22 protein-coding genes are annotated in these 19,352 nt (G+C 44.4%); 9 read left to right on the top strand and 13 right to left on the bottom strand.

What is annotated here, in order from left to right; all coding sequences use genetic code 11:
* Positions 1-142: 142 nt before the first annotated feature.
* The 6 genes from AB4583_RS06995 to tsaA form a co-directional block, all read right to left on the bottom strand.
* Positions 143-469 (bottom strand): hypothetical protein, encoded by a 327-nt coding sequence (locus tag AB4583_RS06995; protein WP_017060755.1) that lies wholly within the window; start codon positions 467-469, stop codon positions 143-145.
* 232 nt (positions 470-701) lie between these two features.
* Positions 702-893: a DUF4250 domain-containing protein gene (locus tag AB4583_RS07000; protein ID WP_004738555.1), complete on the bottom strand. Its 192-nt coding sequence runs from the start codon at positions 891-893 to the stop codon at positions 702-704.
* Between the two features lies 1 nt (position 894).
* Entirely contained in the window at positions 895-1,098 is a 204-nt protein-coding gene (locus AB4583_RS07005) for a YaeP family protein (protein WP_008222923.1), read from the bottom strand.
* Between the two features lie 164 nt (positions 1,099-1,262).
* Complete coding sequence (locus AB4583_RS07010; RefSeq protein ID WP_017069194.1) at positions 1,263-1,952, bottom strand: tellurite resistance TerB family protein; 690 nt, start codon at positions 1,950-1,952, stop codon at positions 1,263-1,265.
* A 190-nt stretch (positions 1,953-2,142) separates the two neighbouring features.
* Entirely contained in the window at positions 2,143-3,858 is a 1,716-nt protein-coding gene (locus tag AB4583_RS07015) for a proline--tRNA ligase (protein WP_372116908.1), read from the bottom strand.
* Between the two features lie 101 nt (positions 3,859-3,959).
* On the bottom strand, positions 3,960-4,655 hold the full coding sequence (gene tsaA / locus AB4583_RS07020) for a tRNA (N6-threonylcarbamoyladenosine(37)-N6)-methyltransferase TrmO (RefSeq protein WP_017063354.1): 696 nt from the start codon (positions 4,653-4,655) through the stop codon (positions 3,960-3,962).
* Positions 4,656-4,780: 125 nt separating this feature from the next.
* On the opposite strand from tsaA, the gene AB4583_RS07025 reads away from it, so the two are divergent.
* The 3 genes from AB4583_RS07025 to AB4583_RS07035 all read left to right on the top strand — a co-directional run bounded on the left by AB4583_RS07025 (position 4,781) and on the right by AB4583_RS07035 (position 7,143).
* Complete coding sequence (locus AB4583_RS07025; protein WP_009847432.1) at positions 4,781-5,041, top strand: type B 50S ribosomal protein L31; 261 nt, start codon at positions 4,781-4,783, stop codon at positions 5,039-5,041.
* Between the two features lies 1 nt (position 5,042).
* On the top strand, positions 5,043-5,168 hold the full coding sequence (gene ykgO / locus AB4583_RS07030) for a type B 50S ribosomal protein L36 (protein WP_004734365.1): 126 nt from the start codon (positions 5,043-5,045) through the stop codon (positions 5,166-5,168).
* Positions 5,169-5,556: 388 nt separating this feature from the next.
* Complete coding sequence (locus AB4583_RS07035; RefSeq protein ID WP_010436458.1) at positions 5,557-7,143, top strand: AbgT family transporter; 1,587 nt, start codon at positions 5,557-5,559, stop codon at positions 7,141-7,143.
* A 112-nt stretch (positions 7,144-7,255) separates the two neighbouring features.
* Here the strand turns inward: AB4583_RS07035 and AB4583_RS07040 are convergent, their stop codons facing one another.
* Positions 7,256-7,699, bottom strand: a complete 444-nt coding sequence (locus tag AB4583_RS07040; RefSeq protein WP_017063355.1) for a YaiI/YqxD family protein — start codon at positions 7,697-7,699, stop codon at positions 7,256-7,258.
* 54 nt (positions 7,700-7,753) lie between these two features.
* Entirely contained in the window at positions 7,754-8,041 is a 288-nt protein-coding gene (locus AB4583_RS07045; RefSeq protein WP_372116910.1) for a hypothetical protein, read from the bottom strand.
* Positions 8,042-8,809: 768 nt separating this feature from the next.
* On the opposite strand from AB4583_RS07045, the gene AB4583_RS07050 reads away from it, so the two are divergent.
* Positions 8,810-9,328: a GNAT family N-acetyltransferase gene (locus AB4583_RS07050; RefSeq protein WP_004738571.1), complete on the top strand. Its 519-nt coding sequence runs from the start codon at positions 8,810-8,812 to the stop codon at positions 9,326-9,328.
* On the opposite strand, the gene AB4583_RS07055 is transcribed toward AB4583_RS07050, so the two are convergent.
* Positions 9,294-9,602, bottom strand: a complete 309-nt coding sequence (locus AB4583_RS07055) for a DUF3301 domain-containing protein (RefSeq protein ID WP_032498839.1) — start codon at positions 9,600-9,602, stop codon at positions 9,294-9,296. The genes AB4583_RS07050 and AB4583_RS07055 overlap by 35 nt on opposite strands.
* Before the next feature lie 88 nt (positions 9,603-9,690).
* Entirely contained in the window at positions 9,691-10,731 is a 1,041-nt protein-coding gene (locus AB4583_RS07060) for a DUF3549 family protein (RefSeq protein ID WP_372116913.1), read from the bottom strand.
* A gap of 87 nt (positions 10,732-10,818) precedes the next feature.
* Between AB4583_RS07060 and AB4583_RS07065 the strand changes: the two genes are divergently transcribed.
* Positions 10,819-11,133, top strand: a complete 315-nt coding sequence (locus AB4583_RS07065) for a YqcC family protein (protein ID WP_017069387.1) — start codon at positions 10,819-10,821, stop codon at positions 11,131-11,133.
* Positions 11,133-11,882 carry a tRNA pseudouridine(65) synthase TruC gene (truC, locus tag AB4583_RS07070; RefSeq protein WP_017060745.1) on the top strand — a complete coding sequence of 250 codons (750 nt, stop codon included), beginning with the start codon at positions 11,133-11,135 and terminating at the stop codon, positions 11,880-11,882. The genes AB4583_RS07065 and truC overlap by 1 nt, the downstream gene beginning before the upstream one ends.
* Positions 11,883-12,035: 153 nt before the next feature.
* Here the strand turns inward: truC and AB4583_RS07075 are convergent, their stop codons facing one another.
* The 3 genes from AB4583_RS07075 to map all read right to left on the bottom strand — a co-directional run bounded on the left by AB4583_RS07075 (position 12,036) and on the right by map (position 16,222).
* A complete protein-coding gene (locus AB4583_RS07075) occupies positions 12,036-12,419 on the bottom strand; it encodes a DUF3461 family protein (protein ID WP_004734354.1) in 384 nt (127 codons plus the stop codon).
* Positions 12,420-12,583: 164 nt separating this feature from the next.
* On the bottom strand, positions 12,584-15,205 hold the full coding sequence (gene glnD / locus AB4583_RS07080; protein WP_017069386.1) for a bifunctional uridylyltransferase/uridylyl-removing protein GlnD: 2,622 nt from the start codon (positions 15,203-15,205) through the stop codon (positions 12,584-12,586).
* Between the two features lie 138 nt (positions 15,206-15,343).
* Complete coding sequence (gene map / locus AB4583_RS07085; protein ID WP_017060743.1) at positions 15,344-16,222, bottom strand: type I methionyl aminopeptidase; 879 nt, start codon at positions 16,220-16,222, stop codon at positions 15,344-15,346.
* 457 nt (positions 16,223-16,679) lie between these two features.
* Between map and rpsB the strand changes: the two genes are divergently transcribed.
* The 3 genes from rpsB to pyrH all read left to right on the top strand — a co-directional run bounded on the left by rpsB (position 16,680) and on the right by pyrH (position 19,291).
* The gene (rpsB, locus tag AB4583_RS07090) at positions 16,680-17,411 is read left to right on the top strand and encodes a 30S ribosomal protein S2 (RefSeq protein WP_032546326.1); all 732 of its coding nucleotides are present in this window, start codon (positions 16,680-16,682) and stop codon (positions 17,409-17,411) included.
* Positions 17,412-17,552: 141 nt separating this feature from the next.
* Positions 17,553-18,398 carry a translation elongation factor Ts gene (tsf, locus tag AB4583_RS07095; RefSeq protein WP_017063361.1) on the top strand — a complete coding sequence of 282 codons (846 nt, stop codon included), beginning with the start codon at positions 17,553-17,555 and terminating at the stop codon, positions 18,396-18,398.
* Positions 18,399-18,559: 161 nt separating this feature from the next.
* A complete protein-coding gene (pyrH, locus tag AB4583_RS07100; protein WP_017063362.1) occupies positions 18,560-19,291 on the top strand; it encodes a UMP kinase in 732 nt (243 codons plus the stop codon).
* Positions 19,292-19,352: the final 61 nt, after the last annotated feature.

Consider the following 19,352-nt stretch of genomic DNA (forward strand, 5'->3'; position numbering starts at 1 on the left):
TTGTGATCAAGAGACAGCCTGTTGGGAGCCTTTTTTGTATTGGTCGGTATGAGCGTTGGGTTATCTGAGAATACAGAAAGGCAGGTAATAAAAAAGGGCTGATGTTTGCACATCAACCCTTTGCTGTTTGTTGGTATCGGTTTTACTTTTTGATGCTCAGTAAAGTACCTGACTTACATCTAAACGAGTAGTAGCTACGGCTCTCGTTGAATTTGCCTAAGCCTTCGCCATCGCAGTAGTCGATGTTGATATCACGCATTACTTCTAGTGTATCTTCGCTGTTCAAAGCGAATTTAGAGCCATCAGAGCAGACGATGCGAACTCGTTCATCATGGCTTACAGAGTAAATATCGACTTCAGTATTACACAGCTCAAAAGAGGCTTCGCGAAAGTTGTCTTGCTGAGTATTTGAAGCGCAACCTGCGGTGAGTGCGGCTGCGATAACGGCTAAAAGTCCGAGTCTTTTCATTGTTAATCCTTCACTATCATCAAGTTGAGTGATGAGTTTTATATGCTAGTTTAGGTAGCCTATACAACAATACGCTTTGGTTCAAGGCGCGTTCGTTGACTCTAAGATATAAAAGTATAGGTGCATACAGATAATTTATAATGGGTTTGCTGCGTGTTTCCTTATTACGTATCACCAACAAAAAAAGACCAACACAGAGGTTGGTCTTTAAATAGGAAGATTTTTTAAACGACTATCGAAACTGTTTAGCTTCTGGAAGATACTCAAAACCAGCAGACGCGAGCTTAGCGATTAAGGCTGCTTTGTCGATCTCGTAGAAGTTGACCACTCGATCTAAATCACCGCCGAAGTCGTCACGAAGCTTCATGTTGACGATGCTCATCAACATCACTGGATCCATTTTTTCAAAGTTAGCGAGGTTCATATTAGTCCTCGAAATCTGAAATCAGTAAGTTAGCAGCGGCAAAGGCTGCACGTTCACGAGCTTCTTTAGGAAGAGACTCATCGGCAGCAAGGTCATTCAATGTTTTTACTGCGCAGGTGATCGCTTTAGGGATATAGCCTTGGTCGCCACTGCCAATTTGAGAATACAGTTCACGAACCAAATCACAACAATCGTATACTTTCATTTTTATACCTAACCAAATGATAACTGATCTCAATATACACATAGAGATAAGCAAAAACAAAGTGGATCTGATCAAGTTCAGAGTTAGTTTGTCCTTGCTCAATATCTCACTTGGTTAGCTCGCTGCTTAGGCCGTTCTTTACGGCTTCGTTTGGTACTTGCCGATTAGCCAGAGACTTGTTGTTCAAGTTGATAGGTGACTTCATCAGCAAGATTGAGCTGTTTCGCGAGCTCTTTCAGGTACGCCTTTTCCATGAAATTCTGTTCGTCGGCCACAATCAAAGAGGCTAAGTAGATCTCACTCGCCTGTTGAGGTGACGTTGCCAGTTGAGCGATTTCGCTTGGGTCGAGTGGCTTATGCAGTTCTTCAGAGACCAATTTAGTCAGTTGATAATCAGCGCCCATATTCTCGACGACTTGCTCTATCTTAGCCATCTCTTCTTCATCAACATGGCCATCAGCTTTAGACGCGGCAATCATCGATCGTAGAATCAGCACGCTGTGGTTTGCATCATTTTCATCAAACTGAGCCTGTTCGGCGTTAGGTGTCTGGCCTTGTTTGGACTGGTAGTCGTTGTAGACTTTATAAGCCAAAGCGCCCAGTGCTGCTGCGCCGCCAATCCCAGCCGCTTTCTTACCCATTTTCTTAGTCTTCTTAGAGCCCATTAACGCACCTAACAGTCCTCCGCCAACTGCGCCTGCACCGAAGGCTCCGAGTGTACTTTTACTGCTACTCTTGCTATTGCTGCCTTGAGAAAGGCCACTTAAACTTGAAGACCCTTGTGAAAGTTTCTGAGTACCTTGTTTTACGAGATCTGATTTAAGTGCTTGGTTCAGTAAGCTTTTGATATCCATCGATACCTCCAATGGTGAGCATGTCCAAAAAGTTGATGACACCAATATACGGATTTAAAGATGAACAGGGGATTAACTTACGTTATTTACTCTACTGATAAATAGAAGGGAGTTTGAAGCGAAATGACAGGCACAAAAAAGGCCACCTAACGGCAGCCTTTCAATGTTTATCTAGTCAGTAATCGGATTACTAAGCTAGTTGAGCCTTAAGGTGCTCGATAACCGTGTCCATTGCGATAGCTTCTTTATCACCAGTACGACGGTTTTTGTATTCGAAGTTACCTTCGTCCATGCTGCGATCGCCGATAACGATAGTGTGAGGGATACCCACAAGCTCGATATCTTTAAACATAACACCAGGGCGCTCTTTACGGTCATCGAATAAAACTTCGATACCCATAGCTGTTAATTCAGCGTATAGCTTCTCAGCTGCTTCTTTAACGCGCTCAGATTTGTGCATGTTCATTGGTACGATAGCAACTTGGAACGGCGCTAGTGCGTCTGGCCAAGTGATACCGAATTTATCGTGGTTTTGCTCGATAGCAGATGCAACAACACGTGAAACACCGATACCGTAACAACCCATTTCTAGGATTACGCTCTTACCATCAGGACCAAGCACGTTACAGTTCATTGCTTTAGAGTAAGTATTACCTAGTTGGAAGATATGACCAACTTCGATACCACGCTTAAGCTGAATAGTACCTTGACCACATGGGCTAAGGTCGCCTTCAACAACGTTACGTAGATCTTCAACTTGAGCAAGCTCAACGTCACGACCCCAGTTGATGCCGAAGTAGTGCTTACCATCTACGTTTGCACCAGCGCCAAAGTCGCTCATTACAGCAACAGAGCGGTCAACGATGAATGGTAGCTCTAGGCCAACAGGTCCAAGTGAACCAGGACCTGCACCAACAAGTGCGCGGATTTCTTCTTCAGAAGCCATCTCTAGCGGAGAAGCAACCTGTGGAAGGTTCTCTGCTTTCACTTCGTTCAGTTCGTGGTCACCACGGATGATTAGCGCGATGATATCAGCGTCTACTTCATCAGAAGCTTTAACGAATAGAGTCTTAACTGTCTTCTCGATTGCTAGACCGTGTTGCTCTACCAATTCTGCGATAGTTTTCGCATTTGGTGTATCAACCAGTTCCATCTCTTGAGTTGGTGCTGCTGCATCTTCAGTAGGAGCAAGTGCTTCTGCTTTCTCGATGTTCGCTGCGTAATCAGATTCAGAAGAGAATGCGATTAGGTCTTCGCCGCTTTCAGCAAGAACGTGGAACTCTTGAGAGCCGCTGCCGCCGATTGCGCCAGAGTCTGCCAATACTGGACGGTATTCAAGGCCCATACGGTCGAATGCTTTACAGTAAGCATCGTGCATCGCTTGGTAAGACTTTTCTAAGCCTTCTTTGTCGATATCAAAGCTGTACGCATCCATCATAGAGAATTCACGTGCACGCATTACGCCAAAACGAGGGCGGCGCTCATCACGGAATTTAGTCTGGATTTGGTACAGATTTAGAGGTAGCTGTTTGTAAGAGCTGATCTCGTTACGTACTAGACTCGTTACCACTTCTTCAGCTGTTGGGCTAAGAACAAATGGACGAGAGTGACGGTCTGTGAAACGAAGTAGCTCAGGCCCCATCTTTTCAGAACGGCCAGTCTCTTCCCAAAGCTCAAACGGTTGAACTACGGGCATCAAGATTTCAACGGCACCTGCATTATCGATCTCTTGGCGAACGATATTTTCGACTTTACGCAGTACACGTAGACCAGTAGGTAGCCAAGTATATAAACCTGAAGCTAGCTTACGGATCATACCTGCACGTAGCATCAGCTGGTGGCTGATAACTTCTGCGTCGTTTGGAGTCTCTTTCAGAGTAGAAAGAAGGTAGTTACTGGTACGCATTCTATGGTATCCGTTTCATCATTGATAAAAGAAAACTTGCTGTCGTTCGTAACCACAGCAAATCTGATATAGCCGCATATAATATCAGCCTATTTGGAATCTCAAAAGCGTTCAATGTCAGTTACATTGATGAAAAGCGTTTCAACCACGAATTTCACGTTAAGATTGAACAAATTTACCGCATATTCCTTGTTGTCAGGCTTACCTTTCTTATAGGCAGGGCGAGGATCTTGGCCTAATACTTCTTTGATCACCTGAATGATATGGCGCGCTTGTGGATGGCTTGCGAGCTTACTTTGCGCTTGCTGCGAAAAGTTAACGTCGAGCACTTCTGGTTCATCGGCGGCAAACCCTCCCAATGCATCCGGAATCGAATCTGAATAGGGGATATAAGGCTTGATGTCGATGATCGGTGTACCGTCTACTAAGTCGACGCTGCCGAGATCCAACCAAGTCTGTCCTTTCTCTTGAGACACACCTTTTAGTTCAACCGCAGACATGCCAATTCCATTTGGTCTGAATGTGGCACGTGACGCGAATACACCAATACGTTCATTCCCGCCAAGGCGAGGTGGCCTCACAGTTGGTTTCCAGCCTGCTTCAAGGTTCTTGTCGAACAGAAATAGTAACCAAACATGGCTAAATTGCTCTATATCACGAACAGACTCAAGGCAGTTTGCTGCATCAACCAATCTGACTCTTGAGGTGGATGTGGGTACCAACCTGGGCTGCCTTGGCACAGCGAACTTCTCTTTATAAGGAGACTCAATAAAGCCAACAGGTTCAATTGTGTACATAGTTGGGTGTTCTCTGATTACGATTAAGACGGAAAAATATCATAAAATCGCTTGTTTTTCTTTTGATAATAATTATCATTTGCAATGTTATAACATTGCAAAATTAGTTATTTAAGGGAAATACAATGAAACCGAATATCCATCCAGATTACCGTCCCGTGGTTTTTCATGACACCAGTGTCGATGAGTACTTCTTAATCGGCTCAACGCTAAAAACAGACCGTACTATCGAATGGGAAGACGGCAATACTTATCCTTACTTCACGATTGAGGTGTCGTCAAAGTCGCATCCTTTCTATACGGGTAAACAACGAGTGCTACATAAAGAGGGACGTGTTGCGAACTTCACTCGTCGTTTTGGTCAATTAGGTAAGGGAGCGAAATAGAATGAAAGTTGTGAAATCACTTAAAAGTGCGAAAAGCCGTCACCCTGATTGCCAGATAGTAAAGCGCAGAGGTCGTCATTATGTTATCTGCAAAACCAATCCGAGATTCAAAGCGGTTCAGAAATAACCGTCAATATGATGTGACATGTGTGTAAAAACGAGGGGAAAGTCAAACTTCATTCATTTGTCTGTTTTTCTTTTCCTTCGAGAGGAACTTAACCGGATATCGAGTGTGTATTTAACGTACGGTGTATTTTATTTTCAAGTGAATCAATGGGTTATATTGTGAGTTATATTTCTAGTGAATGCGTTGTTGTAAATTATAAATCTAGTTTTTGTGTTTAATATAGATTTATTTGCTAATTAATTGTTCAAATAGAGTTAAAAGTCGTCGTTTGTTACACACTTTGTAACATTTTGAATTTCTAATTGATATTTTTGTCGCGTACCCTTCGCTGGCAATTTGAACATCTTTGTCACAATTGCACAGGAATCACTACACAAGGAGGGAACAGATGAGTTCATCTGCTTCAATAAAAAACAACGCACCAAAAAAACCTATTTTCACACGCTTTTTAGACAGCGTTGAATATTTGGGGAACCTTTTACCCCACCCAATCACTCTTTTTGCTATCTTCTGTGTCGCAATCCTAGTTTCTTCAGGTATTGCTGGTTACTTTGAAGTGTCTGTCATGGACCCTCGCCCTGAAGGTGCTAGTGGTCGTGCTGCTGATGGTATGATCCACGTTGTAAGCTTACTTAATGCTGAAGGCTTACAACTCATCGTAACGAATCTAGTTTCGAACTTTGTTGGCTTTGCGCCACTTGGTACTGTACTTGTTGCAATGCTAGGTGTTGCGATTGCTGAACACTCAGGTCTATTATCTGCGGCGATGCGCGGCATGGTAATGGGCGCATCTCAGCGCATGGTTACTGTAACCGTGGTATTTGCCGGTATTATCTCTAACACGGCTTCAGAGCTGGGTTACGTAGTACTTATCCCTCTTGCAGCAATGCTTTTCCACTCATTGGGTCGTCACCCATTAGCAGGTCTAGCGGCAGCATTTGCTGGTGTATCTGGTGGTTATTCTGCAAATCTACTTATCGGTACGGTTGATCCACTGCTTTCTGGTATTACAGAAACAGCAGCACAAATGCTTGATCCATCTTACTCTGTTGGCCCTGAATCAAACTGGTACTTCATGTTTATTTCGACCTTCTTTATCTCGATTGCCGGTGCATTGGTAACAGAGAAGATTGTTGAACCTAAACTGGGTAAATACAATGTCGAAGACGCGTCTGAAGATCTTTCAAATGACTCAATGGGTAAGCTTACTGCTATTGAGAAGAAAGGCCTTAGATTGGCGGGTGTCGCTGTATTAATCGTGAGTGCGCTTTTAGCTTGGACTGTTGTTCCTGCTGACGGTGTTCTACGTTCAGAGGCGGGCACGATTTCAGGCTCTCCATTCCTGAAAAGTATCGTCGCGTTTATCTTTGTATTCTTTGCTATTCCTGGTTTTGTTTACGGCAAAATTACCGGTTCAATGAAGAATGACCGTGATGTGATTAATGCAATGGCAACGTCGATGTCTTCAATGGGCATGTACATCGTTCTTGTATTCTTTGCTGCACAGTTTGTTGCTTTCTTTAAGTGGACGAACTTTGGTCAAGTGGTTGCTGTAGGCGGCGCAACATTCCTTCAGGATATCGGCCTAACGGGTCCAATGTTGTTCTTCGCATTCATCCTAATGTGTGGTTTCATTAACCTGATGATCGGTTCAGCTTCTGCACAGTGGGCAGTAACAGCGCCAATCTTCGTTCCAATGCTAATGCTAGTAGGCTACGCACCTGAAACGATTCAAGCGGCTTACCGTATCGGTGATTCAACAACCAACATCATTACACCAATGATGAGCTACTTCGGTCTTATCCTTGCCGTAGCAACTCGCTACATGAAGAACCTAGGTATCGGTACACTGATCGCGACAATGTTGCCTTACTCAATGGTATTCATGTTTGGTTGGAGCATCTTGTTCTACCTATGGGTATTCGTATTCGGTCTACCAGTAGGTCCAGGCGCTGCAACGTACTACACGCCTTAGTTGTAGAGTAGGGGAAACCTTCTTCTAATTGATATTAAAAAAACCTGCATTGTTTGCAGGTTTTTTGATTTTTTATGGAGAGATAGAACTAGGTTAAGCTCGGATGAGCCAGCTAGCGTTTGGCTAGAATTCTATCTAAGTGGTTGGCAAACTCACGACGGTCGGTTTGAGAAAGGGCACTTGGTCCACCCGTTTGGATGCCACTTGAGCGCATGGTATCCATAAAGTCACGAATGTTCAGACGCGCTTTAATGGTCTCTTTGGTGTAAAGCTCACCACGAGAGCTGAGTGCTTGCCCACCTTTAGTGATCACTTCGTCAGCCAGAGGGATATCGGATGTAATCACAAGATCGCCGGGTTCAGTGCGCTTTACGATTTCATCATCAGCAATATCAAACCCGCTTGGCACTTGAATTGAGTGAATGTTATTGCGTTTAGGAACGGGAACCAGATGGTTTGCCACAAAGGTACATTCAACCCCTGTGCGCTCAGCTGCGCGTACGATTGTTTCTCGGATAACCTTTGGACAAGCGTCCGCATCAACCCATATCTTCATAGTGTTCTATTTCTCTGTTAGCTTATTTATCGGTCAACTTATTGCTCAGTTGCCTTATTGATCAGTTGGTTTAGCTTCAAGCATGGCAACGCGAGCAGTGAGTTCAAGGATTTGCTTTTCCAGTTGGCTAACACGATCAAGTGCTGGCTCTTCTTGTGTCGCGACTTCAACTTTAGGAACACGATTTGCGCTTTTCCAGCTCTTGATGGTCGTGATTAAAGCGGGCATCGGAACGGATGTGCTCATACGAGCCTTAACTAAAGCAACTGTCGGCTCTTTCCCTTGCGCTTGCAGTCCTTCAAGCACTGATTTCAACTCTTCAGAAACATCTTTTGTCAGCATGTTGATCTCCATTTTTAGTCTTTAGTCATTTTACTCGCTCTGGTGAATGATAGCGAATCATAAAACCGCCCATGGCTTGTGAGAGATCTCTTACAAAGGTTGTGAGATAACACGAATACATCGCTAGAGAGATTGATGTGCATATGGTTAAGCTGTTGAATTTTAATTGTTTTATATAATTAACAACTTTCTTGAATTCAAAATGTGATGCAAATCTATTGTCCGAAATCCTAAATCGCGTAAATTAAACCTTGTCGGAAGGATTCTGACACGGAACAGGAAAGCACCAAGGATTTGGTTATCTTCAGGATGAAGATTTGGTTACTTAGGATTGAGTGATCAAGCATGGAGCGCAAGGACATTGTAGGGATACAGTCAGTTAACAGGAAGTTAGCTGCAACGGAATGACAATGGACACCTTTAGGATTAAAGGGTTGGATTAGCATCAGGACGATGTAAAGGACACCGCTCACGGAACAAGTGATGTGCGCTAACTAGGATTGTTAGCTTTCAGGATGATTGGACACCGCTAGGACGGCGAAGTAAAGGAAAGAGCTGAAGGATTACAGCCACTATTATGGATGATGCATGGAGCATTAATTAGTAGCCGGACTGCTGCGAGTAAGACCCTAGCCCTGACACTTCGGTGTCGGGGCTTTTCTTTGCCTAAGGCTTTTTCTCTATCTAGGGGCTCTCTTTAATTCAGGAGCTTTTATCTAAGCACGCGACATCTGCTTTTCTGCTAATGGTCAACACAAGGAGTGTTTTATGACGATAGCAACCTCAAGAACGCTGTTAGTACCTTATACCGAACAGCTACAGCATGACTTCATTAAGCTCAATTGCTGCCCGATTAATCGAGCAGAGATGAATGGGCCGCATTCTATCGCTTCTGCGAAGCAACTATTTCAAGAGATACTGCAAGACAATGTCGGCTTTTGCCGCGCCATTATCCATAACCAAACCCGTGAATATCTTGGGCATGTATTTATCTCATCAGAAGAAGGTAAGCACGAGTTAGGTTTTATCTTGGATAAAGAGTATTGGAATCAAGGTTTTGCTAGTGAGGTACTGAAACCTTTCTTTAATTTGGTGTGCTTTGAAGAGCGTTTAACCAATGTTTTCGCGACCGTTAATGTCGGTCATAATCCATCGATTAAGCTTTTAGAAAAACTCGGCTTTGTATTTAAAGAGACCAAACAAGATCAGTTTGGCCCCTATCATGAATATCGATACACCGCTTATTGCGACGTTACATTCTATGAGGCTGTAGCTCAAACCGCATAGAACGGAAACCTACCATGGTCAGTTTCCCTTTGTAACAGTCATCCCCTAACGCTGAAAACTCAAATTGGTAAATGGTGTGCCAGCGCCAAATGGTCGTGAGTTCATGGCGCATCTTCAGTTTATGACCACTAAAAGCAACACTTAACAGCTGCAAGTCGAGCTCTTTACACTTTCTCGCAATGGCAGCTTTCGCAAGCTCAGATTGCCTGCGCTGCTGCCAAAACAGAAAGCAAAAGAAGCACAGAAACAAAATAGCCAATAAGTTATCTATCATTTAATCCATACTTCCTTTTACTTTTTCTTCCTATTTAACCTTAGCTATAAGCTGCTTTGTTGTGGCTTATCAGTTAGTTGCTAAAGTATTACTGAGATTTAGTTGCTTGCTGTAACTCGATCAGTGCATTCGCCAATTCTGGCGATGGGTTTGAGTTCAACAGAGGTAAAAATACCATTCTCAGAGCTGGAATCATCACCAGATCAGCAAATAGCTGGTTGAATAGGTTTTGATTGCCCGTTTGTGCGAGGCGCAGCAAGAATTGTTCAGCAATTGCTGGGTCTTGTAGAGCGTGCCAGCTTCGGCCTGCTAAACCAATCAATACTTCTTGGTGGCTTAAACGTGGGCTCGCCAGAACTTGGTTAATCACAGCATTGGTGATGCTTGGCTCTGCACCCGATAGGGCACGCACTAGCGCAGACAATAAGAACAGGTCTGGTTCATCGCTGTTGATCTCGTTCTCTGCCATCTCTTGTAAACGTTGGGCTAGCTTGTCATTAATTTGCGTGTGTTCAAGCGCGCCTAATGTTGCGTAAAGCGGCTCAGATGGAAGCTTATTGAAGGCTTTACGGATTGCGACACCGTTTTGTTGGCTGCCGAGACGAGCACACATATCAGTGATGCCTTGTAGGCCAACGGTTTTCCAGTTGTCCCAGCCTAGATCGCCTGTGAAGTAGTGTTGAGCGTGTTCGTAGTATTGGCTCGTTGCAAGGTCTAAACCTGCTCTTACTTGGCTATGGAACACGGCCATTTTGTCTTCTGAAGGCTTGAAGGTATATGGGTTGTTTGACAGCTTTTGTTGTTGCTCTTCGCTGATCTCACCGTTCAAACGTGTGCCCATCGCTTCGATAACAAACTTAAGGAAATTGCCGACATCACCTTGATGTAATAGGCCTCTTTCGTCCAGTTTGAATTTTAGGAACCAGATCCAAGGTTGCTTGTGTTCGTTCCAGTAACTAATCGCTAAGTGAGCTTGTTTCTGAAGTGGAAATGGGTACGGCTGTTTCCCTTGCTCAACATCAGAGAATAAGGTGTTGTCGATCTTCTGAATACGGCGACCTAGGTCGTAGATATCGTACTGGCAACCGCTATTCTTTAGTAACTGAGTGAGCGTGTGAATCGTTTCCATAGTAATAAAGCTCCTAACTTTCTTTCCTAAATAGATGGTACTCTATGCCCCAATTTCAAGGTCACTAGATAAATAACTTGGTGAAAAATGACAGCAGCCACAAAGTTACCTCTTTTACTTCAACAATTAGAAGAACAAATGCGCCAATGTTCGCTATGGAGCACGCTTCCGCCTTCGGATGAAGCTCTGGCGAGCGTTGAACCTTTCGGGATTGATTCGTTACAACCGGAAGAGTGGTTGCAGTGGATCTTTATCGTTAAGATCAACGCAATGATGGATGCCCAAATGAGCCTACCGAAAGGCTTTGCTATCCATCCTTATTTTGGTGAAGTGTGGAAAAATGAGGCAGACAAAGTCGAACTGCTAGTGACAATTCAGAACATTGATGAGGTATGTGCGTAATGTTAGAGATCATTTATCAAGATGAGTACTTTGTCGCGGTGAATAAGCCCGCTGGCATGCTAGTGCATCGTTCATGGTTGGATAAACACGAAACGCAATTTGTTATGCAGACATTGCGCGATCAAATTGGTCAGCATGTATTTCCATTACACCGCTTAGACAGACCGACATCGGGTGTGTTGGTGTTTGCGTTGTCGAGTGAGGTTGCTTCACAGGTGATGCCAATGTTCGCTAATCATGAGATGCAAAAAACCTATCATGCGATTGTCCGTGGTTGGATAGAAGAGGGCGATACGCTCGATTATGCACTTAAGGTTGAGCTGGATAAGATCGCAGATAAGTTCGCGAAAGAAGACAAAGAAGCGCAAGAGGCAGTGACAGTCTATGAACCGCTAGCAAAAGTAGAAGTGCCATATTCAACAGGACGCTTTCCTACGAGCCGCTACTGCTTGGTTGAGATGATGCCAAAGACAGGTCGCAAACATCAGCTGCGTCGTCACATGGCTCATCTAAGACATCCGATTGTCGGTGATACTTCACATGGTGATGGTAAGCACAATCGACTGTTCCGTGATGATTTAGATTCGCATCGTTTGTTGTTGCACGCTTCTGAGCTTCGCTTTATCCATCCTTTCACAAAAGAAGAGTTGGTGATGAAGGCCAACCTTGATGAAACTTGGCTAAGGTTGTTTGAAACCTTTGAGTGGGATACTAACTTAATCGATGCTCAAACTTGCTTGTCTAAGTAAGTCTCGCGTGTTTAGGCAATCTCCAGTCTAAGTGAATAGAGAAAATAGAATAAAAAACAAAGGGCTGATAGTGATATCAGCCCTTTTTGTATCGGTATTACCTTAACGGCATAACTAATGTTGGTTAGTTAACAGTAATAGTTAGTCGCGGGATCATTTTAGCTTTTCTAGATCAGCTTCGATCTCAGCGATCTTGCTTGATACCACTTTCTCTAGATGGCGTAAGTCGGTAAGGATCTTCTGCTTCACATCCACCTCAGCCGTTGGCGTCGGTTTGGTGATTTTGTTGAGTTCATCAATCACAAGAGTGAGGTTGCGGTTAATCTCTGTCACTTCTTTGTATTGATTATTGCCACCGCTAACAAGCACACTTTTTACTTGTCGTGGGTACTTAAATTTAACGCTTTTCGCGAACAGTTCCCCTTTCTGCTTACGAAAGTAAATCTTCAGGATATCTTTGTGCGCTTCTTGGCGAAGGGAGTAACGTTCAATCTGTTTAGGTTCGTGGATACCTAAGCCAGTGAGGTTTGGATACATAAGCGACCTCTAGGTTATGAATGTAATACTTTTATGTAATTGACTTGATCAATGTAGCAGCCTAACGACGAGCTAGATAGTTGATATCTGTGAATTGATTGTAAGTTGTGGGCAAGATCGCTCTCTATCTTTACCCACACTTATCTGATGATTAGATTCTGTTTTTAGGGCGCAAGTTCCGAAACATGCTCCGTCAATCTTTCTCTTAGCGCTTGTTCCTGCTCTTCAGATAGCCTTCCTCCCGCTTCACTAGTCAGAATAAACAAATCTTCTGCACGTTCGCCGATGGTGGTAATTTTAGCGCCGTGCAAATTGATGTCTAACTCAGCAAAGGTTGCACCGACTTGAGCCAGTAATCCCGGCGTGTCCAATGCTCTGAGTTCCATCAAGGTGCGTTTCTTGCTCTTGGTCGGTAGGAATTCGACCAGAGTCTTTACCTTGAAGTGCTGCAAGTTACGCGGCGTTCTGCGTGTTCTAATTTTAGTTGGACGACCATCAGCTAGAACGTGAGTCAGATGTTTAGCAACGGCTTTGTGTCTTGCTTCATCAATCGCTTCGCCGTGCTGGTCTAGTACGATAAAGGTATCCAAAACATGACCATCTTTGCTAACCATGACCTGCGCGTCATGAACGTTAAAGTTACGTCTGTCGAGTTCGGCAACCACGGTCGCAAACAGTGCTGCTTGGTCTTTACAATAAACGAACACTTCTGTGCCACCGCGCGTCGCTTTCTTACTGATCAGCACTAACGGTTGGCTTGGGTCTTCTAGGCGAAGTAAGTGCTCACAGTGCCAAGCGATTTGTTTATGTGTGTGACGCAAGAAATAATCGGCCTTAAAGCGTTGCCACAACACTTCAATCTCACGAGCGGTGAAGCCTTCTTTACGCAGCAGTGCTGATGCCATTTGTTGGTTGTGACGAATACGGTCTCTGACATCGACAGGGTTTTCCAAGCCGCGGCGCAGTGCTCGCTGCGTTGAGTGGAACAGCTCAGCTAACAGGGTTCGTTTCCAACTGTTCCATAGCTCAGGGTTAGTCGCACAGATATCGGCAACGGTTAAACAAACCAGTAGCTCGAGTGATTCTTCATCACGCACTTTTTTGGCGAATTCGGTGATCACATCTGGGTCGTAGATATCACGACGTTGAGCCGTTACTGACATCAATAGGTGATTTTGTACCAACCACGCGACTTGTTTGGCTTCAGGCTTCGATAGCCCGTGTTCAATACAGAAAGAGTAAGCCTCAACCGCACCTATCTCAGAGTGGTCTCCGCCGCGGCCTTTGCCGATGTCATGGAAGATAGCGGCAAGGATCAGCAACTCTTTCTTCTGTACTCGAGGATAGACTTCACAGCAGATAGGGTGCTTATCGTGGTTTTCGATTTGACCAAAGCGGTTGATGTGCTTGAGCAGGCGGATACTGTGCTCATCCACGGTGTAAACATGGAATAGGTCAAACTGCATCTGACCAACGATCTGGCTCCACTGCGGTAAGTACGCAGAGAGCACGCCCAATTTGTGCATTAAGCTAAAGGCTTTGTGCAGGGCATTAGGGTGGCGAACTAGATCCATGAACTTGTCACGAGCTTCAGGAATGGTATGCAGGAATCGGTTCAATCGACGGCGTGCCGTACGCAGTTGTCGCAATGTTGGTGGACTTACCCCTTCGATAGTCGAGTCATTGGCGATATGGATGAACATATCGAGAATGGTTTCTGGTCTTGCTTGGAATAGGGCAGGCTTGCGCGCTTCGATCAACGAACCTCGACGTTGGAAATCACTATCGAGAATTTCAGCGTCTTGGGTTTGACCGCCATTGATGATCGCTTGATCGAACAGCTTAAGCAGCATCTTATTCAGTTCAGCAACACGACGAAGGGTTCGGTAGAACTCTTTCATCATCATCTCAACACCACGGTTTCCTTCACCCGTATAACCCAGATGTTCAGCGACTTGAGCTTGATGCGCGAACGTTAAACGGTTGTCGTAACGGCGCAGTTCAATATGCAATGCAAAGCGAACACGCCATAAAAAATCTTGGCACTCAACGAGCTCACGATATTCAGCATCGGTCAGAAAGCCGTATTTGCTCATCTCTAACAAAGAGGTCGCGCCGAAGTGGCGACGCGCAACCCAGCTCAGGGTATGGATGTCTCTGAGCCCTCCCGGAGTCGATTTGATGTCCGGTTCTAAATTATAGGTGGTGTCGTGGTAGCGAGCATGACGCTCTCTCTGTTCTTGAATCTTGGCTTTGTAAAACGTCTCACTTGGCCAAAATGAATCGGAATGAATCTTCAGTTTTAGTTCTTGGAAAGTGTCTTCACTACCACATAACAATCGCGACTCTTGTAGGTTGGTCGCGACGGTTAAATCATCGGTGCCGATATCGAGACACTCAGTAATAGTTCGCACAGCATGGCCAACTTCGAGCTTTAAATCCCAAAGTAGAGTAATGAATTGACTGACCTTTTCACCAAGAGCTGGTGGTAGTGTTTTTTGCGAGACAATGAGAATATCAATGTCAGACAAAGGATGCAGTTCGCCACGACCATAACCACCCACTGCGACAAGTGAAATATGAGGCAGTTTGTTGAATCCGAAATTTTCCCACAAACGATTGAGAAGTAAATCCATGTATTCGGAGCGCAGTAGAACCAAATCGGTGACGGGATGGTGGTTCAGAAATTCATTTTTTTGATACTGCGTGAAGATCTCGAGCTGATTTTTTAATTCGCAGATTTCAATTTGTTCGTCATTGAACGTAAGAGGGCATTGATAAGGCATAGTCTGCTATCCGTGCAAGCAAATGAGAATAGTAAACAATTTAACAGAAGCTGATGGAAAATCGAAATTGAGTGGATAAAAAATATCCTCGACAATGCGAGGATATTTTTAAAAGGCTGATGCGCTCAGTTCGGTGAACTAAGCGTTCTTCATGATACGTGGGATTGTATCATCGCTGCGCAGTGTTAGTACTTCACAACCAGTATCAGTTACAACCAGAGTGTGCTCCCATTGAGCCGAGTTCTTGCTGTCTGCTGTGTATACTGTCCAGCTATCTTCGTCATCAAGACGACAGCCAAACTTACCCGCGTTGATCATTGGCTCGATAGTGAAGCACATGCCTGCTTTTAGCACGGTGCGATCGCTGTTCTTGTAGTGAACTACTTGTGGATCTTCGTGGAATTCAGAACCAATGCCGTGACCACAGTAATCTTTAACAATAGAGAACTTAGCGCGTGGGTTGTTCTTGTTGTTTGTTTTGATGTACTTCTCGATAGCAGTACCGATTTGACCAAGTTGAACACCTGGCTTAACTTGGCGCATGCCTTCGTAAAGTGCTTCTTGAGCAACCATGCACAGACGCTTGTTTGCAGGTGAAACCTCACCCACTAGGAACATCTTAGAGGTGTCACCGTGGTAGCCTTGAGGGCGAGTACTAAGATCGGCATTTGCGTCATCAGGGATGATAACTGTGATATCAACGTTCAGAATGTCGCCATCTTTGAGTACCGCAGGTTTGAATTGACCTGTGCTACCCGTCTCGTCTTGTGACGCGGGAATGCCGTGACACACAATATGATTGATAGACGTACAGATAGACTTAGGGAAACCGTGGTAATCGAGTGGCGCAGAGTATGCACCTCTTTCTAGAGCGTACTCATGACAAAGCGTATTGAGCTCTTCCGTCGTGGTACCCACTTGGATGTGAGGTTCGATCATCTCAATAATGTCAGCGGCCAGCTTGCCGGCGACGCGCATTTTTTCAATTTCTTCAGCAGTTTTAATTTTTACAGCCATTGCATATCTCTTAATTTGGTAGCACCTAAGTGTGCATATTGGGGTTATTCTATCAGTGCAGCAATTTAGCGCAACATTCCCATGCCCATACATTGCTGGTGGATACTGCTCAACGTGAGTGAATCGTGATCAATTTATTGAGACAGAAGTGAATGAATAGCGACACTATTTATAGGTGAAATTCGCCGATAGGGATCAGTATAGCAGTCGCCATTTTTAGAATTTTTTCTAGCCATAGATAGACAAAATATGGTATAAAGCGCGCCGGACATCAGGACTGTTTTCTCCAATTGGCGAAACAAGCTTTATGTCCACTAACTTATTTCTTTAAATCACACACATTCCGACACATGTTCCGGGGTGCCTCAACAACACAGATAACGGCTGAAAAGTGGTTAGTTGTTAGGGGTCGGATTCATGGGGGATGTGGAGGCCTAACCCCATAGAGGATTTTAAAATGGCAACTGTATCAATGCGCGATATGCTTAAAGCTGGTGTTCACTTCGGTCACCAAACTCGTTACTGGAACCCAAAAATGAAGCCATTCATCTTTGGTGCTCGTAACAAAGTACATATCATCAACCTAGAAAAAACTGTACCAATGTTCAACGAAGCTCTAGCAGAAATCGCTAAAGTTGGTGAGAAGAAAGGTAAAGTTCTTTTCGTTGGTACTAAGCGCGCTGCATCTGAAGCTGTTAAAGAAGCTGCTGTAAACAGCAACCAGTTCTACGTTAACAACCGCTGGTTAGGCGGTATGCTAACGAACTACAAAACTGTTCGTCAGTCTATCAAGCGTCTGAAAGAACTTGAAGCGCAAGCTCAAGACGGTACTTTCGACAAGCTAACTAAGAAAGAAGCTCTAATGCGCACTCGTGAAATGGAGAAGCTAGAGAAGTCTCTTGGTGGTATCAAGAACATGGGCGGCCTACCAGACGCTCTATTCGTAATCGATGCTGATCACGAACACATCGCAGTTAAAGAAGCAAACAACCTAGGTATCCCAGTTTACGCTGTAGTTGATACTAACTCTAACCCAGACGGCGTTGACTTCGTTATCCCAGGTAACGACGATGCAATCCGTGCAGTACAGCTTTACCTAAACGCTGCTGCAGACGCGGTTAAAGAAGGTCGTAACAAAGACGTTGCTGCTGTAGCTGCTGAAAAAGATGGTTTTGTAGAAGCTGAATAATAGCGGCTCTGAATCACGCTTGGCTTAGCTAATATAGATTTTGAAATCTTTATTAAATGTAAGCTAAGTTATAGTTAGATCGGGGGCCTCATTTTGGCCCCTGATTTTTACCTTATTTTCGAATCAACCGAGGAATAGAGAATGGCAACTGTAACTGCTGCTCTAGTTAAAGAACTTCGCGAGCGCACTGGCGCTGGCATGATGGAATGTAAGAAAGCGCTTGTAGAAGCAAACGCTGACATCGAACTAGCAATTGAAAACATGCGTAAATCTGGCGCAGCGAAAGCAGCTAAGAAAGCTGGTAACGTTGCTGCTGAAGGCGCAATCATCATCAAAGAAGAGAACGGTGTAGCTGTTCTTCTTGAAGTTAACTGCCAAACTGACTTCGTAGCAAAAGATGCTAGCTTCACTGCGTTTGCAGAAGAAGTTGCAGCTGCAGCAGTAGCTTCTAAAGCTTCTGTAGAAGAGCTACAAGCACAGTTCGAAGAAACTCGCGTTGCTCTAGTTGCTAAAATCGGCGAAAACATCAACATCCGTCGCGTAGCTTACGTTGAAGGTGCTGCACTAGCTTCTTACCGTCACGGTGAGAAAATCGGTGTTGTTGTAGCTGGTGAAGGCGAAGCTGAAACTCTTAAGCACGTTGCTATGCACGTTGCTGCTTCTCGTCCTGAGTTTGTTAACCCAGAAGACGTACCAGCAGACGTAGTTGCTAAAGAGAAAGAAGTTCAAGTTGAAATCGCTATGAACGAAGGCAAGCCTCAAGAGATCGCTGAGAAAATGGTTATCGGCCGTATGAAGAAATTCACGGGCGAAATCTCTCTAACTGGTCAAGCTTTCATCATGGAACCTAAGAAAACTGTTGGCGAAATCCTTAAAGAAAAAGGCGCTGCAGTATCTAACTTCGTACGTCTAGAAGTTGGTGAAGGTATCGAGAAAGCTGCTGAAATGAGCTTCGCTGACGAAGTTGCAGCGGTACAAAAAGGTTAATCCTTAGCGTATTGTTTGAAAAAAGACCGTGGCAAATGCTGCGGTCTTTTTATGAATAGTGAACTATTTTTGAAGGCAACGTTAGTGGTTATGAATGCAAACTGACTTACTCAGTTTTTATCCATGACTGTTAATCATCAACTCTTTGGAAGGTAAACTCCATGACTACGAACCCTAAACCAGTGTATCAACGTATTCTGTTAAAACTTAGCGGTGAAGCGCTACAAGGCGAAGAAGGTTTTGGTATTGACCCAACGATCCTTGATCGTATGGCTCAAGAAGTAAAAGAATTGGTTGAACTAGGCGTTCAAGTTGGTGTTGTTATCGGTGGCGGTAACTTGTTCCGTGGTGCTGGTCTTGCTGAAGCTGGCATGAACCGCGTTGTTGGTGACCACATGGGTATGCTTGCAACGGTAATGAACGGCCTTGCAATGCGTGACGCTCTTCACCGTGCTTACGTAAACGCACGTGTAATGTCTGCAATCCCTCTTAAAGGTGTGTGTGACGACTACAACTGGGCAGATGCAATCAGCCAACTACGTCAAGGTCGCGTTGTGATCTTCTCTGCTGGTACTGGTAACCCATTCTTCACTACGGATTCTGCTGCATGTCTACGTGGTATCGAAATCGAAGCTGACGTAGTTCTAAAAGCGACAAAAGTAGATGGTGTATTTACTGCTGACCCAGTAGCAAACCCAGACGCAGAGTTGTATGATACGTTGTCTTACAACACGGTTCTTGATAAAGAACTTAAAGTAATGGACTTGGCTGCATTTACGCTAGCACGTGATCACAAAATGCCAATCCGTGTATTTAACATGAATAAACCAGGCGCACTACGTCGCGTGGTTATGGGTGAAACTGAAGGTACATTAATCAGCGACGCTGACTAATTTTTCGGGCTTACTGAGGTGTTGTACCTTGGTAAGCTTATCCTTATCACTCCAAATAAAA

Origin of the sequence: Vibrio sp. 10N.222.49.C12 (assembly GCF_041475025.1) — a bacterium.
GTDB lineage: Bacteria > Pseudomonadota > Gammaproteobacteria > Enterobacterales > Vibrionaceae > Vibrio > Vibrio crassostreae_C.

What these genes read in the sequence shown, in the direction of transcription:
- AB4583_RS07055 (WP_032498839.1), bottom strand. Translation starts at nt 9,602, where the DNA reads ATGATAGATAACTTATTGGCTATTTTGTTTCTGTGCTTCTTTTGCTTT.
- pyrH (WP_017063362.1), top strand. Translation starts at nt 18,560, where the DNA reads ATGACTACGAACCCTAAACCAGTGTATCAACGTATTCTGTTAAAACTT.
- AB4583_RS07050 (WP_004738571.1), top strand. Translation starts at nt 8,810, where the DNA reads ATGACGATAGCAACCTCAAGAACGCTGTTAGTACCTTATACCGAACAG.
- AB4583_RS07075 (WP_004734354.1), bottom strand. Translation starts at nt 12,419, where the DNA reads ATGTATCCAAACCTCACTGGCTTAGGTATCCACGAACCTAAACAGATT.
- AB4583_RS07015 (WP_372116908.1), bottom strand. Translation starts at nt 3,858, where the DNA reads ATGCGTACCAGTAACTACCTTCTTTCTACTCTGAAAGAGACTCCAAAC.
- AB4583_RS07035 (WP_010436458.1), top strand. Translation starts at nt 5,557, where the DNA reads ATGAGTTCATCTGCTTCAATAAAAAACAACGCACCAAAAAAACCTATT.
- AB4583_RS07005 (WP_008222923.1), bottom strand. Translation starts at nt 1,098, where the DNA reads ATGAAAGTATACGATTGTTGTGATTTGGTTCGTGAACTGTATTCTCAA.
- AB4583_RS07025 (WP_009847432.1), top strand. Translation starts at nt 4,781, where the DNA reads ATGAAACCGAATATCCATCCAGATTACCGTCCCGTGGTTTTTCATGAC.
- ykgO (WP_004734365.1), top strand. Translation starts at nt 5,043, where the DNA reads ATGAAAGTTGTGAAATCACTTAAAAGTGCGAAAAGCCGTCACCCTGAT.
- tsaA (WP_017063354.1), bottom strand. Translation starts at nt 4,655, where the DNA reads ATGTACACAATTGAACCTGTTGGCTTTATTGAGTCTCCTTATAAAGAG.
- AB4583_RS07065 (WP_017069387.1), top strand. Translation starts at nt 10,819, where the DNA reads ATGACAGCAGCCACAAAGTTACCTCTTTTACTTCAACAATTAGAAGAA.
- AB4583_RS07000 (WP_004738555.1), bottom strand. Translation starts at nt 893, where the DNA reads ATGAACCTCGCTAACTTTGAAAAAATGGATCCAGTGATGTTGATGAGC.
- AB4583_RS06995 (WP_017060755.1), bottom strand. Translation starts at nt 469, where the DNA reads ATGAAAAGACTCGGACTTTTAGCCGTTATCGCAGCCGCACTCACCGCA.
- map (WP_017060743.1), bottom strand. Translation starts at nt 16,222, where the DNA reads ATGGCTGTAAAAATTAAAACTGCTGAAGAAATTGAAAAAATGCGCGTC.
- rpsB (WP_032546326.1), top strand. Translation starts at nt 16,680, where the DNA reads ATGGCAACTGTATCAATGCGCGATATGCTTAAAGCTGGTGTTCACTTC.
- AB4583_RS07060 (WP_372116913.1), bottom strand. Translation starts at nt 10,731, where the DNA reads ATGGAAACGATTCACACGCTCACTCAGTTACTAAAGAATAGCGGTTGC.
- AB4583_RS07045 (WP_372116910.1), bottom strand. Translation starts at nt 8,041, where the DNA reads ATGCTGACAAAAGATGTTTCTGAAGAGTTGAAATCAGTGCTTGAAGGA.
- tsf (WP_017063361.1), top strand. Translation starts at nt 17,553, where the DNA reads ATGGCAACTGTAACTGCTGCTCTAGTTAAAGAACTTCGCGAGCGCACT.
- AB4583_RS07010 (WP_017069194.1), bottom strand. Translation starts at nt 1,952, where the DNA reads ATGGATATCAAAAGCTTACTGAACCAAGCACTTAAATCAGATCTCGTA.
- glnD (WP_017069386.1), bottom strand. Translation starts at nt 15,205, where the DNA reads ATGCCTTATCAATGCCCTCTTACGTTCAATGACGAACAAATTGAAATC.
- truC (WP_017060745.1), top strand. Translation starts at nt 11,133, where the DNA reads ATGTTAGAGATCATTTATCAAGATGAGTACTTTGTCGCGGTGAATAAG.
- AB4583_RS07040 (WP_017063355.1), bottom strand. Translation starts at nt 7,699, where the DNA reads ATGAAGATATGGGTTGATGCGGACGCTTGTCCAAAGGTTATCCGAGAA.